The organism is Sphingomonas edaphi, assembly GCF_003583725.1.
Taxonomy (GTDB): Bacteria; Pseudomonadota; Alphaproteobacteria; order Sphingomonadales; family Sphingomonadaceae; genus Sphingomicrobium; species Sphingomicrobium edaphi.
Map to the genome: position 1 here is coordinate 483,850 of NZ_QXTF01000001.1, position 13,640 is coordinate 497,489.

General features: G+C 61.9%; 13 protein-coding genes. 7 read left to right on the top strand and 6 right to left on the bottom strand.

The annotated features are described in order from the left end of the window. Nucleotides 1-13: 13 nt before the first annotated feature. The 3 genes from D3M59_RS02470 to D3M59_RS02480 all read left to right on the top strand — a co-directional run bounded on the left by D3M59_RS02470 (nucleotide 14) and on the right by D3M59_RS02480 (nucleotide 3,318). On the top strand, nucleotides 14-1,705 hold the full coding sequence (locus tag D3M59_RS02470) for a M28 family metallopeptidase (protein ID WP_233543107.1): 1,692 nt from the start codon (nucleotides 14-16) through the stop codon (nucleotides 1,703-1,705). A 48-nt stretch (nucleotides 1,706-1,753) separates the two neighbouring features. Then, a complete protein-coding gene (locus tag D3M59_RS02475; protein ID WP_119531277.1) occupies nucleotides 1,754-2,383 on the top strand; it encodes a glutathione S-transferase family protein in 630 nt (209 codons plus the stop codon). 65 nt (nucleotides 2,384-2,448) lie between these two features. Further along, a complete protein-coding gene (locus D3M59_RS02480) occupies nucleotides 2,449-3,318 on the top strand; it encodes a dienelactone hydrolase family protein (protein WP_119531278.1) in 870 nt (289 codons plus the stop codon). Nucleotides 3,319-3,423: 105 nt separating this feature from the next. Here D3M59_RS02480 and D3M59_RS02485 read toward each other — a convergent pair whose 3' ends face one another. Further along, nucleotides 3,424-4,176, bottom strand: coding sequence for a Bax inhibitor-1/YccA family protein (locus tag D3M59_RS02485; protein WP_119531280.1), 753 nt, complete (start codon nucleotides 4,174-4,176; stop codon nucleotides 3,424-3,426). 126 nt (nucleotides 4,177-4,302) lie between these two features. Between D3M59_RS02485 and thpR the strand changes: the two genes are divergently transcribed. Together thpR and uvrA are read left to right on the top strand one after the other, a co-directional pair. Then, nucleotides 4,303-4,836, top strand: coding sequence for an RNA 2',3'-cyclic phosphodiesterase (gene thpR / locus D3M59_RS02490; RefSeq protein ID WP_119531282.1), 534 nt, complete (start codon nucleotides 4,303-4,305; stop codon nucleotides 4,834-4,836). A gap of 89 nt (nucleotides 4,837-4,925) precedes the next feature. After that, entirely contained in the window at nucleotides 4,926-7,931 is a 3,006-nt protein-coding gene (uvrA, locus tag D3M59_RS02495; RefSeq protein ID WP_119531284.1) for an excinuclease ABC subunit UvrA, read from the top strand. A gap of 16 nt (nucleotides 7,932-7,947) precedes the next feature. Here the strand turns inward: uvrA and D3M59_RS02500 are convergent, their stop codons facing one another. The 4 genes from D3M59_RS02500 to D3M59_RS02515 form a co-directional block, all read right to left on the bottom strand. Next, complete coding sequence (locus D3M59_RS02500; RefSeq protein ID WP_158581927.1) at nucleotides 7,948-8,529, bottom strand: superoxide dismutase family protein; 582 nt, start codon at nucleotides 8,527-8,529, stop codon at nucleotides 7,948-7,950. A 67-nt stretch (nucleotides 8,530-8,596) separates the two neighbouring features. After that, entirely contained in the window at nucleotides 8,597-9,019 is a 423-nt protein-coding gene (locus D3M59_RS02505; protein WP_119531288.1) for an OmpA family protein, read from the bottom strand. A 105-nt stretch (nucleotides 9,020-9,124) separates the two neighbouring features. Then, nucleotides 9,125-9,967, bottom strand: a complete 843-nt coding sequence (locus D3M59_RS02510) for an outer membrane protein (protein ID WP_119531290.1) — start codon at nucleotides 9,965-9,967, stop codon at nucleotides 9,125-9,127. Nucleotides 9,968-10,279: 312 nt separating this feature from the next. Continuing rightward, nucleotides 10,280-10,681, bottom strand: a complete 402-nt coding sequence (locus D3M59_RS02515) for a hypothetical protein (RefSeq protein ID WP_119531292.1) — start codon at nucleotides 10,679-10,681, stop codon at nucleotides 10,280-10,282. Between the two features lie 111 nt (nucleotides 10,682-10,792). Here D3M59_RS02515 and D3M59_RS02520 point away from each other — a divergent pair, with 111 nt between their 5' ends. Both D3M59_RS02520 and D3M59_RS02525 read left to right on the top strand, forming a co-directional pair. Then, nucleotides 10,793-11,065 (top strand): hypothetical protein, encoded by a 273-nt coding sequence (locus D3M59_RS02520; protein WP_233543108.1) that lies wholly within the window; start codon nucleotides 10,793-10,795, stop codon nucleotides 11,063-11,065. Nucleotides 11,066-11,830: 765 nt separating this feature from the next. After that, nucleotides 11,831-12,691 carry a serine hydrolase gene (locus D3M59_RS02525; RefSeq protein WP_119531294.1) on the top strand — a complete coding sequence of 287 codons (861 nt, stop codon included), beginning with the start codon at nucleotides 11,831-11,833 and terminating at the stop codon, nucleotides 12,689-12,691. Nucleotides 12,692-12,766: 75 nt separating this feature from the next. On the opposite strand, the gene D3M59_RS02530 is transcribed toward D3M59_RS02525, so the two are convergent. Continuing rightward, nucleotides 12,767-13,612 (bottom strand): hypothetical protein, encoded by an 846-nt coding sequence (locus D3M59_RS02530; RefSeq protein WP_119531296.1) that lies wholly within the window; start codon nucleotides 13,610-13,612, stop codon nucleotides 12,767-12,769. Nucleotides 13,613-13,640: the final 28 nt, after the last annotated feature.

Below are 13,640 nucleotides of genomic sequence, written 5' to 3' on the forward strand. Positions count from 1 at the left end.
GGAGTCTACCCCCTTGCGTAACCCTGCCCTGCTCTTCGCCACCGCCATCGCTCTGGTTTCGGCTCCGCTCGCCGCCCAGTCGCCCACATTCGACACGGCTCGCATCTCGCAACACATCCAAACGCTGGGATCCGATGCGTACGAAGGACGCGCACCCAACACCGCGGGTGAAACCAAAACGGTCGCCTATCTGATCGACCAATTTCAGAAAGCCGGGCTGCAGCCGGGCGGCACCATCGTCAACGGCAAGCGCGGCTGGACGCAGCCGGTTCCGCTTTTGCAGTCCGAATGGGCGGCCGCACCGCATCTGGAAATGACCATTAATGGCCAGCGCACGCCGCTGACTCAGGGCAATGAAATTGCCGCCCGATCACCCGTCAACGGCGACAAGTCGGTCGCGCTCAACAACCTGCCAATGGTGTTCGTCGGCTATGGCGTGAAGGCGCCGGAGCGCGGCTGGGACGACTACAAGGGCCAAGACCTGCGCGGAAAAGTGCTGGTCATGCTGGTCAACGACCCCGACTTCGAGGGCGGTGAAGGCGACTTCGGCGGCAAGGCAATGACCTATTACGGCCGCTGGACCTACAAATATGAAGAGGGCGCGCGGCAGGGCGCGGCCGGCGTTCTGGTCATCCACGAAACGGAGCCGGCCAGCTACGGCTGGGCCACGGTCAAGAATTCGAACACCAACACCATGTTCGACATCGTCCGCGCCAATCCTGGCGCCGAGCATCCGGCGCTCGAAGGATGGATTCAGCGTGACCTGGCGCAGAAAATCTTCGCGGCATCCGGCCTCGATTTCGAAGCGATGAAGGCGGCTGCACGAAAGAAGGATTTCCAGCCCGTTGCGCTCAAAGCCGGACTGACCGCACATGGCAATGCCAGGACCGAGGTCATCACGTCGCAGAACGTGGTCGGCATCCTCCCTGGCACGACCCGTCCGGACGAGACCGTCATCTACACCGGCCACTGGGATCACCTTGGCGTCGGGCAGCCGGACGCGAATGGTGACCGGATTTACAACGGTGCGCTCGATAATGCCTCGGGTATCTCGCATATCATCGAGCAGGCCCGCGCTTTCGCCCGCGAACCGCGCACCCAGCGCTCGATCGTCTTCCTCGCTGTCACGGCCGAGGAAAAGGGCCTGCTTGGCTCGGAATATTATGCGGCCAACCCGCTCTATCCCCTAGGCAAGACAGTCGCCGTCCTGAACACGGACTCGATGGGTGTATTCGGGAGGGCGAAGGACTTCTCCATCTCCGGCACCGCCAAGCTGGAGCTCCTCGACATGCTTGTTGCCGAAGGACAGAAGCTGGGCCGGACCTTCACGCCTGATCGTCACCCGGAGACCGGCGGTTTTTACCGTTCGGACCACTTCACCATGGCGAAGGTCGGCGTTCCGGCCATCTCGTTCAAATCCGGTCAGGACCTGGTCAATGGTGGCATCGCGCGCGGCGAAGCGATCAGCAAGGAATACACGGCCAAGCGCTATCATCAGCCGGACGACGAATTCTCGCCCGAGTGGCGCTTCGACGGCATCGCCGCCGACGCGACGCTGCTCCACGCCTTGGGCCGCAACTTGGCCAACAGCAACGTTTGGCCGAACTGGAGCCAGGACAGCGAGTTCCGCGCCACCCGCGATCAGACGGCGGGCGAGCGAGGCGGCGCTCAGCCGGCAGCGACCGCACCGGGAGAACGCGGCTGACACATACAAACGTTCCTGTTATGTTCTAATAGTTCAACAGGGAGAAGCGTGATGAGCGAGCTGACTTTCTACACTAATCCGATGAGCCGCGGGCAGATCGTCCGCTGGATGCTGGAGGAAGTCGGCGCGCCGTACGACACCGAAGTGCTCGACTACGCCTCGTCCATGAAGGGCGAGGCGTACCGGGCAATCAACCCGATGATGAAGGTGCCGACGATCGTTCATCACGGAAGTGTCGTCACCGAATGCGCCGCGATCTGTACCTATCTCGCGGACGTCTTTCCCGAGGCTGGGCTTGGACCGCGTGAAGAGGAAAAGGCCGACTACTACCGCTGGCTGTTCTTCGCCGCCGGGCCGCTCGAGCAGGCGGTAACCAACAAGGCAGCTGGCTTCGAACCCAGCGAAGAGCGCAGCCGGATGTTCGGCTACGGCAATTACGATCTGGCGGTGAATACGCTTGCCGAACACGTCGCAGGGCGCGACTTCATCTGCGGGCCTCGGTTCACTGCTGCGGACGTGTATGTTGGCAGTGCAGTTCTGTGGGGCGTCCAGTTCGGCACGTTGCCGAAACTGAACAGCTTCGTCGCCTATGCCGATCGGCTGTCCGAGCGCGATGCCTACAAGCGAGCCAAGGACATCGACAACAAGCTGATCGCGGAAATGCAGCCGGTGGGTTGACGGGAACCGGATGAAGTGCCGGAATGTTGCTGACCGTAAGCGCAGCAACGAGGGGGCGTTCCACTATGAATCCCGACCGGCTTCAGCAGGCCATCGAGCTTTACGACCGCTTCACCCATGAGGGCATGGATCGCCGCGATTTTTTTGCGCGAATGACGCTGATTGCGGGGAGCGCCGCTGCCGCGAGCAGCCTGATCGCGACCATTGCCGCCAGCCCGGCTGCGGCCGCTATCGTCCCCGCCGGCGACAAGCGGCTGGTGACGCGAGAAGGCGAGCTGATAGCTGGCAATCCATTGAAGGGCTATGTCGCGCTCAGGAAAGGCGCGGTTCGCCCACCGGTGGTAGTCGTGGTCCACGAAAATCGCGGCCTCAACGATCATATTCGCGATGTTGCCCGCCGCTTGGCGCTGGACGGCTTTATGGCCGTCGCGCCCGACATGCTGACACCGTCTGGGGGTACGCCCGCCAACGAGGATGCGGCGCGCGATGCGATTGGCAAACTCGACCTTGGCCAGTCAGTCGCATTAGCGACCGACTTGGTCGAGCGCTTGAAGAAGGACAAGAAGACTAACGGCAAGGCTGGCATCGTCGGCTTCTGCTGGGGCGGCGCATTCGTCAACCGCGTCGCGGTCGCGGCGGGGTCAGGGCTGGACGCGGGCGTGAGCTACTACGGCCCCGCTCCCGACCCTTCGGAAGCATCGAAGGTGCAGGCGCCGTTGCTAATCCATCACGCAGGCCTCGACCAGCGCGTGGCGCAAACGCTGTTCCCATGGGTCGCGGCGCTGCGTGCAGCGGGAAAGGCGGTTACTTACCAAGCCTATGACGGCGCCAACCACGCCTTCAACAACGATACGTCGGCCGAGCGCTACAACAAGGAAGCCGCAGACCTCGCCTGGGGCCGCACGATCCGCTTTTTCAACCGCCATTTGCGGTAAGGTCCGGCGTCCACGCTCGACCTTTCTCGGACATCCCAATTTCATAAATAGAAAGGCCCGGCGGATCGCTCCGCCGGGCCTTCGTCATTTCGCGTTCCGGTGAGACTATTCCCGGTTGCCCATGAAGCTGAGCAGGAACTGGAACATGTTGATGAAGTCGAGGTAGAGCGTCAGTGCGCCCATGATGATCGACTTACCCATCATGTCCGTGCCCGCGACATAGGCGTACATCGACTTAATCTTCTGCGTGTCATAGGCGGTCAGGCCGGCGAACAGCAGGACGCCAATCGCACTGATCGCCAGCGCCATGGCGCTCGACTGCAGGAAGATGTTGATGACCATCGCGACGAGCAGGCCAACCACACCCATGATCAGGAAGGTGCCGAAACCCGACAAGTCCTTCTTGGTCGTATAACCCCACAAGCTAAGGCCCAAGAACGCCGCAGTGACCGCGAAGAAGGTCTGGGCGATCGACACGCCGGTGTAGACGATGAAGATCGTCGACATGCTGAGGCCCATGACCGTCGCAAAGGCCCAGAACATCAACTGCAGCGTCGCAGTGGACATGCGATTGATGCCAAAGCTCATCGCGAGGACGAAGCCGAGCGGGGCGAAGGTGATCAGCCAGCCGAGGCCGGAAAGCCCGGTTCCGCTGGCGTTGATCAGGACATCGCGCGCATAAGGCGCGAACAACAGCGCGACGATGCCGGTCAGAAGCACGCCCGACGCCATGTAGTTGTAAACCTTGAGCATGTAGGACCGCAGGCCCGCATCACGTGCGGCCCGGGGCACACCGACCGAAACGGCCGGGCCGAAGCCTGACGCGTTCGTCGTGCGCGGGTCATACTGGTTCTGCATTCTCTCTCCTCTTCTGGGGGGCCTCACCGACACATCCCCGAATGGGCATAATATCGGAAATGTTCGCCCCATGTTCAAGCGAAACCGGACATGGCTCGGCTCGTTCATTTGCGGGAAAGGAAACGCATGCACCGCCTGTTCGTCGCCATTCGTCCGCCGCCCCTCATCAGGGACCTGTTGCTGGACGCAATGGACGGGGTTCCAGACATCAGCTGGCAGGACGACGAGCAGCTTCACCTGACGCTGCGTTTCATCGGCGAGGTGGAGCGGCCCTTGGCTGAGGACATTGCTTTCGCGCTCGACAGGATCCGTTTCGAAAAATTCGATCTCGCGCTGGCCGGCGTCGGGCAGTTCGAGCAACATCGTCGCGGAACGCTATGGGCAGACGTCACGCCGAAGGAGCAGCTGAGGGCGCTTGCAGCAAAGGTCGAACGCGCCTGCCAATCGGCCGGCGTTACCGCCGAACGCCGAGCCTTTCATCCCCATATCACGCTGGCACGTTGGAAGGGGCCAAAGCCTCGGCTTGACGAATTTCTCCAGCTCAATGTGAGCCTTTGTTCCAATTCATGGGAGGTCGATCAATTCGTTCTCTATGAAAGTCGTCTTGGCCACGAGGGTGCTCACTATGAAGCGGTCACGACCTATCCGCTGACCGGTTGAAGGCGGGCGGAGAATCACCATCTTGGATGCGCGTTGACCCTTCGCGTCGCTCGCGGTAATCAAGAACAAAGCTGGAACGAATTGGCCTTATGCTGACCCATATTTCCGTCCGTGGCGCGCGCGAGCACAACCTCAAGGGCATCGACGTCGAGATTCCGCGCGAAAGCCTGACGGTCATCACTGGCCTCAGCGGATCGGGAAAATCGTCCCTCGCATTCGACACCATCTATGCCGAGGGCCAGCGGCGCTACGTGGAGTCGCTCTCCGCTTATGCCCGTCAGTTCCTGGAGATGATGCAGAAGCCGGACGTCGAGCATATCGATGGTCTGTCGCCTGCCATCTCGATCGAACAGAAGACGACTTCACGCAATCCCCGCTCGACGGTCGCTACGGTCACCGAAATCTATGATTATATGCGTCTGCTCTGGGCGCGTGTCGGCGTTCCATACTCCCCCGCCACCGGCCTGCCGATCGAAGCGCAGCAGGTCAGCCAGATGGTCGACCGCGTGATGGCCCTGCCCGAAGGCTCGCGCCACTACCTCCTCGCCCCGGTCGTCCGGGGCCGCAAGGGCGAGTATCGCAAGGAACTGGCGGAATGGCAGAAGGCTGGCTTCACACGCGTCCGCATCGACGGGCAATTTTACGCGATCGAGGAAGCGCCGGCGCTGGACAAGAAATACAAGCATGACATCGAAGTCGTCGTCGACCGCATCGTCGTACGAGAAGGCATTGAAACGCGGCTGGCGGATAGCTTCGAAACCGCGCTGAAGCTGGCGGAGGGTCTGGCTTACCTCGACCCCGCGGACCCGCAGGACCCGAAGGGCAGCGAGCGCACCGGCGTTGCGGCTGCGCTGGAAGAGGCGGCCGAACGCCAGGTGCTCGCCACCCACGCGCCGATTGGCCGCATCACTTTCTCCGAAAAATTCGCCTGCCCGGTGAGCGGCTTTACCATTGCCGAGATCGAGCCGCGACTATTCTCGTTCAACGCCCCACAAGGCGCCTGCCCTGCCTGCGACGGCCTAGGCGAAAAGCTGGAGTTCGACGAGGATCTCGTCGTTCCCAACCACGCGCTCAGCATCCAGAAGGGCGCCGTCGTGCCCTGGGCCAAGTCGCAGCCGCCTTCTCCTTATTACATGCAGGTGTTGGGCAGCCTCGCTCGCGCCTACGACTTCTCGCTCGAAACTGCGTGGAAGGACTTGCCTGAGCAAGCGCGCGACACTGTGCTTCGCGGCACGAAGGGCAAACCCGTTACGTTGCGCTTCATCGACGGCCGCAAGAGCTATGAAGTGAAGAAGCCTTTCGAGGGCGTATTGGGCAATCTTGAGCGGCGCATGATGTCGACCGAAAGCGCCTGGATGCGTGAGGAGCTCAGCAAGTATCAGGCGAGTCATCCGTGCGAGACCTGCGGCGGCGCCCGCCTCCGTCCCGAGCCGCTCGCGGTGAAGATCGCGGGCGAGGATATCAGCTTGTCCGCGCGCCGCTCGGTAGCGGAAGCGCTCAAGTGGTTTTCCTCGCTCGACCAGCACCTCACTTCGCAGCAGAACGAGATCGCGCGCGTTATCCTCAAGGAGATCAACGAGCGCCTTGGCTTCCTTCACAATGTCGGGCTGGACTATCTCAACCTCGACCGAACAAGTGGTACGCTCAGTGGTGGCGAGAGCCAGCGCATTCGCCTTGCCAGCCAGATCGGCTCCGGCCTGTCGGGAGTGCTCTACGTCCTCGACGAACCTTCGATTGGTCTCCACCAAAAGGACAATGACCGTCTTCTTGAGACGCTGAAGCGTCTGAAGAGCCTCGGTAACACCGTGCTGGTAGTGGAACATGACGAGGATGCGATCCGTACTGCTGACCATATCATCGACATGGGCCCCGGCGCCGGGGTGCGCGGCGGCGAGGTGGTCTGCGCGGGAACGCTCGACGAGTTGCTCGCCTGCGAGGACAGCCTCACCGCTGACTATCTCTCAGGTCGCCGCCACATCCCGATGCATGCCACCCGCCGCAAAGGTACCGGCAAAAAGCTCACCGTCCACGGCGCGCGCGAAAACAACTTACAGAACGTAACCGCGTCCATCCCGCTGGGTACCTTTACTTGCATCACGGGCGTCTCCGGGTCGGGTAAGTCCAGCTTCACCATCGACACGCTGTATTCCGCTGCCGCGCGGCAACTGAACGGCGCGCGCATTCTTGCCGGAAAGTACGACAAGATCGCGGGGCTCGAGCATCTGGACAAGGTGATCGACATCGACCAGTCGCCGATCGGCCGCACCCCCCGCTCCAACCCCGCGACCTACACCGGCGCCTTCACCCAGATCCGCGATTGGTTCGCCGGCCTTCCTGAAAGCCAGGCGCGTGGCTACAAACCCGGCCGCTTCTCGTTCAACGTCAAGGGCGGACGTTGCGAGGCGTGCACAGGCGATGGCCTATTGAAGATCGAGATGCACTTCCTTCCCGATGTCTATGTCACCTGCGACGTCTGCCACGGCCAGCGCTACAACCGCGAAACGCTGGAAGTGAAATTCAAGGGGAAGAGCATCGCCGACGTGCTCGGCATGACGGTCGAGGATGCGGTGGAATTCTTCAAGGCGGTTCCGGGCATTCGGGACAAGATGGCGATGCTGGCGGAGGTCGGCCTCGGTTACATTAAGGTCGGTCAGCAGGCGACGACGCTCAGCGGCGGCGAAGCCCAACGCGTCAAACTCGCCAAGGAACTCTCGCGCCGCGCCACTGGGAATACGCTCTACATTCTCGACGAGCCCACGACCGGTCTGCATTTCGAAGACGTCCGCAAGCTTCTGGAAGTCCTTCACGCCCTTGTGGAACAGGGCAACACCGTTGTCGTCATCGAACACAACCTGGATGTTATAAAGACAGCAGACTGGATCCTCGACCTTGGCCCGGGCGGTGGCGTTAACGGCGGTGAGATCGTCGCGGAAGGGACACCAGAAGCGGTCGCCGCAAACGAGCGGAGCTTTACCGGCCAGTATCTTCAGTCCGTGCTCGCGAAGTCACCAGTGCAGCCCGTATCGGACACGGTCGTCAAGAAGCGGCCGAGGAAGGCCAAGGCGGGTCAATCAGACCTTATGGTCGCCGACTGAGCTGGCGAAATTTGCGTTAGCCGCCCTGCGCGGGCGCAAGCACCGCGCACGCGATACGGTCGCCGCTATCGCCGCTCGGGTCGGTTTTGTAATCGTCGGCCTTGGCATGGATCACGAGGCTGGTGCCATCCGCATCGGCCAACGCGTTTTCGGCTCCACTCATTTTGACGGCACCCACAAGATAGCTCGTCGATGCCGGCCCGCTGCCAATGTCGAAATTGGCGAGATCGCCGAGATGCGCCCCCATTGGGTTATCGCGCCCATGCTGCTTGCTCGCCGGGTTCCAGTGTGCGCCGGCGCTCTTGAAATCGGGCGTATCACATTTGCCAATCTCGTGCAGGTGCACCCCATGTGCTCCTTGCGGCAATCCGGCCGCCGATACGCGCAACGTGACCCCGTTCGCATCCTCACTCACCTGAATGTCGCCAATCGCCTTGCCAGCGCCGTCGAGCAGTTGTGCCGTCATCGGCTGGATCGCCGGCTCGGTCATCGTCGCATTGGCGCTGTCGTTGACGTTGGAATCGTTGGCTGCCTGCTGCTGGCAAGCCGCTAGCCCGATGGCGGCAGCAAGACTGAATGCTATTTGACGATTGGACACGGGCCGTTCCTCCATGGATGTCGGGATGTTGAACGCGGGTTGGCCGAACTGGTTCAACGGCGCACGATCAGTTCCTGAACTGGATTTCCACACGACGATTTTGAACCTCGCGCACTCCATCTTCGGTCGGGACAAGCGGGCGCTCCTCCCCGGCCGAGGCGACAGTCATCGAATGAACTGGGATTCCCTTACCGGCAAGATAGTCGAGAACATGCTTCGCGCGGTTCAGCGCCGATTGCCGGTTTACGGCCGCCTCTCCAGACCGGTCACTGTGCCCGGTCAGTTGGAGGCGGCTCGAGGGATTAGCTCGATACGTTGCCACAACTTGATTCAGGATCGTTTCCGCATCCCGATTGAGGTCCGGCTTTCCCCAATCGAAGAACACCATGAACGGGCCATCGGCGCGCGCCGCTTCCTGCGCGAAAGTAGTTCCGCTGCACACCATCAGGACTGCAGCCAGTCCGAACATCCAACGCGACTGTTTCGTCATATGCGCATGCCTAGGTCATGCCCCGCGCGCTGACAACGGCGCAAAAAGAAACCCCGGGAAAGCCTGAGCTCTCCCGGGGTAACTTTGTGGCCTAAGCCAACCGGCTTAGCCGCGTTCCGGCTCCGGCGGAGGCGGCGGCGGCGGCGGCGGCGGCGGCGGCGGCGGGCACGCCTCGGTCGCCAGGATCACCGAGCCGTCCGGGCACGTCTGCGTCGCCGGAGGCGGCGGAGGCGGCGGGGGCGGCGGCGGCGGCGGCGGCGGCGGCGGCGGCGCGAAGTTGAAGATCAGGCTGGCGAGCAGCGAGTGCGAACGGAACTTGCCGTCGATCGCGCCGCCATCATCAACACTGCCGTACTTGAAGCGCGACGTGTTGAAGAAGCGATACTTCAGGCCCAGGTCGACGTTGGCGCTGATCGCCTTGCGAACGCCAGCGATGACCTGCCAGGCCAGACCGCTGTCGGCTTCGCTGACGTCGAATTCATCATCGTCGTTAAAGCTGTGCTTGATCCGAGCAACACCAACACCGGCGCCAACGTAGCCGTTCCAGCTATCGTCGTCACCGAAGTCGAGGAGGCCGTTGACCATCGCAGACAGAACGCGAACGCTACCGTCAACGTCAGCCTGCACGTCCGGACCACCGGTGAAGTCGCCTTCGATCAGCGCTTCGCCGAGCGAAGCACGCTTCCAGCCGAGTTCGGCTTCGAGGCGGAAGCCTCCGAAGTCGTAACCGCCAATGAGGTCAACATCGAAACCCGTCTTGTGATCGAGCACGATGGCATTGTTGTACTCGGTGCGGGTCACGCCATCGTCGGTGACGATGTCAAGATTGGTATCCTCAACGAGCATCAACCCGCCTTCGATGCCAGCGTACCACGACTTGTCGCGAGCGACAGCCGGGGTCGCCAGCGCGGTCGAAGCGAGCGCTGCCAAAATGGCCAGCTTCCGCATAGATATCCCCTTTCAAATGCATTCTAGGACAGAACTGCCCGAACACATTATGAGAGGGTCGGTTGCGGCGCAACTCTTCAATTCCAAGTGCTGTTGCCCAAATGTCGCACTCTAACTGAGCGCAGCACGCAACGGTCGGAAAAAACTGACGAATCTCGGCCTCTGCGAGGCCGTGCTAGATCAGCGCAGAGATTGCGAGAGCAGGAAGTTAAGTGACGCGGCGGCGACCAGCTTCGTCCAACGCCCCTGCTCGGCATCTTAATGGGCCTATCGTAACCCGACGTAACAACTGGGACGGGTCAATTTCGAATGTTATCGGGATTCCGAATTCGTCAACGTTCGTGGCCGCACCACCAACTCCACGTCGAACAGCAGCTTGTCGAAATCAACTAGGCCGCCGTCCTTAAGAAACTGGAATCCGCCTTTGGCGATGTGGGCCTGGAATAAGGGCTTGATCCGTCCCTCCCCCTTCGCCGCCGCTTCGTCAATCGTCGACTGCCGGATGTAATCCTGCAGGCTTGATTTTGTCTGGTGAAGAAGCGTCTGTAGCATCTGGTGGGCGTTCAGCATCTGGTCTTTGGCTGCAAAGCGGAACAGCGGCTCGCCCAGCCGGTCTTTCTCGATCCGCTCGACCGTTCCGTCCGGTAGGTGCACGTCCGCTCCTTTGAAATCGGACGATCCCTGGAAATCTTCCCAAGCAACCTGTTCAGCCATGTTCCCTCTGCACCTTCTCGTTGCGGCGTTAGGTCTGCCCACCGACGGAGTCCAGTCACTTGCGCGGGGATTGCCCTTGGGTTGCGGCGGGTCGGACCCTATATCGCGCGTATGGAAAGTTCCCGGGACAAGGCCATGGCGGAGTTTATCCGCATGGTCCGTTGGATCGTCGCCATCGGTGTCGTCGTGTCAGCCGGCGCAATCGCTTACCTGGCGTTCACTGGGGAGCTATACTTGCATCTCGTAGTCGCGACGCTCGGTGGCGTTTTCTTCTCGATCCTGCTGGGCTGCGGCCTGTTTGCCCTGTCCTTCTTCAGCGACAAGAGCGGTCATGACCAGTCGGTCACCGATTCTACCAGATCATCGAGGGACAATCGTCCCTAGCTGGTTCGCCCGCGGCGGGAAAAAGCGAAAGCTTCTAACTTTCGTTCATTGCCAGTTTCAGTGGCGAATCGATACGCACAGCTGGTCCGCTACCCTTAAGGATCCGCTGGCTCTGGGGGCTAGCGCCCCCATCCTCATGGGGAAGTGACAGGAAAGCTCTCCGGCGGCCCCCGACGCCGGAGGGCTTTCTTTCATGGCCATCCGTCATCCGTTCGCAACTTGCTTCTGCCACCCAAGTGTGCCGGCACCGACCTCTCACTCGACATACTAGTCAGGCGTCTGCCGCGGTTGCGAATTCGGCGGACTCTCGGGCTGCATTCGCGATGAGTTGGTGTCGAACAACCTTCGAGCAGGCCTCAACGGTTCGTCGCGAATTGCCTATCGGTTAACCGTTAACGCGCAACTTCCCGCGGTTATCTGCCGTTTTCAAGGACGCGAGACCTTGTACTGCGTTGCTCGCCTGTTCGGGCTGAGCGTGCGTAGCGTCTGCGCTCCCCAATTGCGTGCCGGGCGGACAAGGCCACCCTCCCCCTGTCCGTCCGGCTTGCACAACCGCGGCGCCCCACATTCCAGCGTCGCAAATACCGGGCGGGCAGCCGGGGGCCCGCCCCAAATCTCTCTTGCGACGACCCGTGCGAAATCCAGACTCACCTGTTAACGGCATGGTGGCCGCACCGGCGGCGTTGCGTTAAGCCTCGTTAACCATTCGGTCACTTTTGACGGGGCAAAATGGCAGTTTGGTACAGCGATAGAGGCGGGAGAGGCATGCGGGTCATTGCGTTTTTCATCTGTTGGCTGACGCTTTTGGCTCAGCCGGCGCTTGCCGAAGCCCCTGCGCGCTACCAACCGCTGCAACAGCAGCTAGCCTCGCTCATCCGCAACAATCCCGGTAACGTCGGCATCGCGGCGCTCGACCTTAAGACCGGCGAACTGGTCGGGGTCGATCCTGATACCCCCTTTCCTATGGCCAGCACGGTCAAGATCGCCGTCGCTGCCAATTATTTGGCTCAGGTCGAGCATGGCCGCCGCTCGCTCGACGACACTATTGGTGGCCGCTCCGCCCGCAGCCTGATGGAAGCGATGATGATCCATTCGAGCAATCAGGCGACCGACATGTTGCTGCGCAATCTCGGCGGCCCGTCGATGGTCCAGGCTTGGCTGACGCAACAAGGCGTGACTGGCCTGCGCATTGATCGCAACATCGCACAGCTTCTCGCTGCCCGCCGCGACCTGTGGGACATCCGGGACAGCTCGACGCCCCGCGCGATGGTCCAGCTTCTCCGCCGCCTCGACAGCGGCGAAATGCTTCGGCCGCAGAGCAAGGCCTACCTGCTAGACCTGATGGCCCGCTGCGCGACCGGTAAGAACCGGATACGCGGCCTGCTCCCCTCTAACGTCAGGGTTCAGCACAAAACTGGCACGCTCAACAACTACACCAGTGACGTCGGCTTCCTGACCCTGCCTGACGGTCGCCGGCTAGCCGTCGCGATGTTCGCCCGCCAAGGCGTCGACCGGCCGGGCACCATCGCCCGCGCGGCCCGCGCCATCGTCGACGGATTCAGCGCGATTGTCCGTTACCCGTTCGACGCCGCGCGCGCCGGCGCCGCGCTGGGCACTGCCAACTAGCTTTCCTTGTTACGAAGTTGGGCAGCGCCGCCCCCGCGGCGCTGCCCAGGTTGCACCCCGTTGCGGCGGGGATGCCTAAGCTGTCTTGTTGCCGGTCCAGCTCGTCTTGGTGCTATCGCGATTGTCAGTATAGACATAACTGACCGTCTTGCCGTCGGCGCTCGGCGTGATGATCGAGTAACCGATTTCCTTCCCGTCGCGAATTTGCGTTTCGCGCAGCGCGCTGGCGCCTTCCCGGGCGACCTTGATCATCGTCCCGCCTGTATCGCCTTCAAGCGGTACCGCCGGCCCGCCCAGTTCGGCCTTGTAGCTCTGCCCTTGCCCGCTAGACGTCACCGTATCGCCGGCGACGTTGAAGGTCAGGCTCTGCGCTTCCTCGGTGTAGTCGGAAATCTTATCGGGCTTCCACTGGCCCGAAATCGCGTGCGCACCCGCCGCGGCCGGGCCCGCACGCCGCGCGGTGCTGGTGCCCTCGATGGTCTGGCCCGGCGTGGTCATGTCCTTGAACTTGGTGGTCAGCACATTCCCGTCGGCCGACACGCTTTGCGTCACGACGGAGACGTCTTTGCCACCCTTCTGGCGCCGGAACTCGACCGTCCTGTCATCGACCACCTTGACCGACATGGCGTCGTAATAGGGTCGGTCAGCAACCGCGTGCATCGCCCCGTCAGCCGCAACAGTGAGAGGCGGCGTACAGGTTACGCAGCCATAGCTTCCGTCCTTCAGCGAATATTCGTCGGGCCGGCCTTCGAACTTCAGGCTCGCCAGGTCGACTTTCCAGGTACCGTTGATTGCCTCCAGCGAAGCCGCGGCGGCAGCCTCGGCCCCTGCGGGCATATTGGTCTCGGCCGGCTGCTGCTTGCACGCGGCGGCGCTCAGCACCAGCGCTACGGCCAGGGCTGTCGAAACATATGCTTTCATCAATGGTCCCCCTCGTTCTGCGTCACGG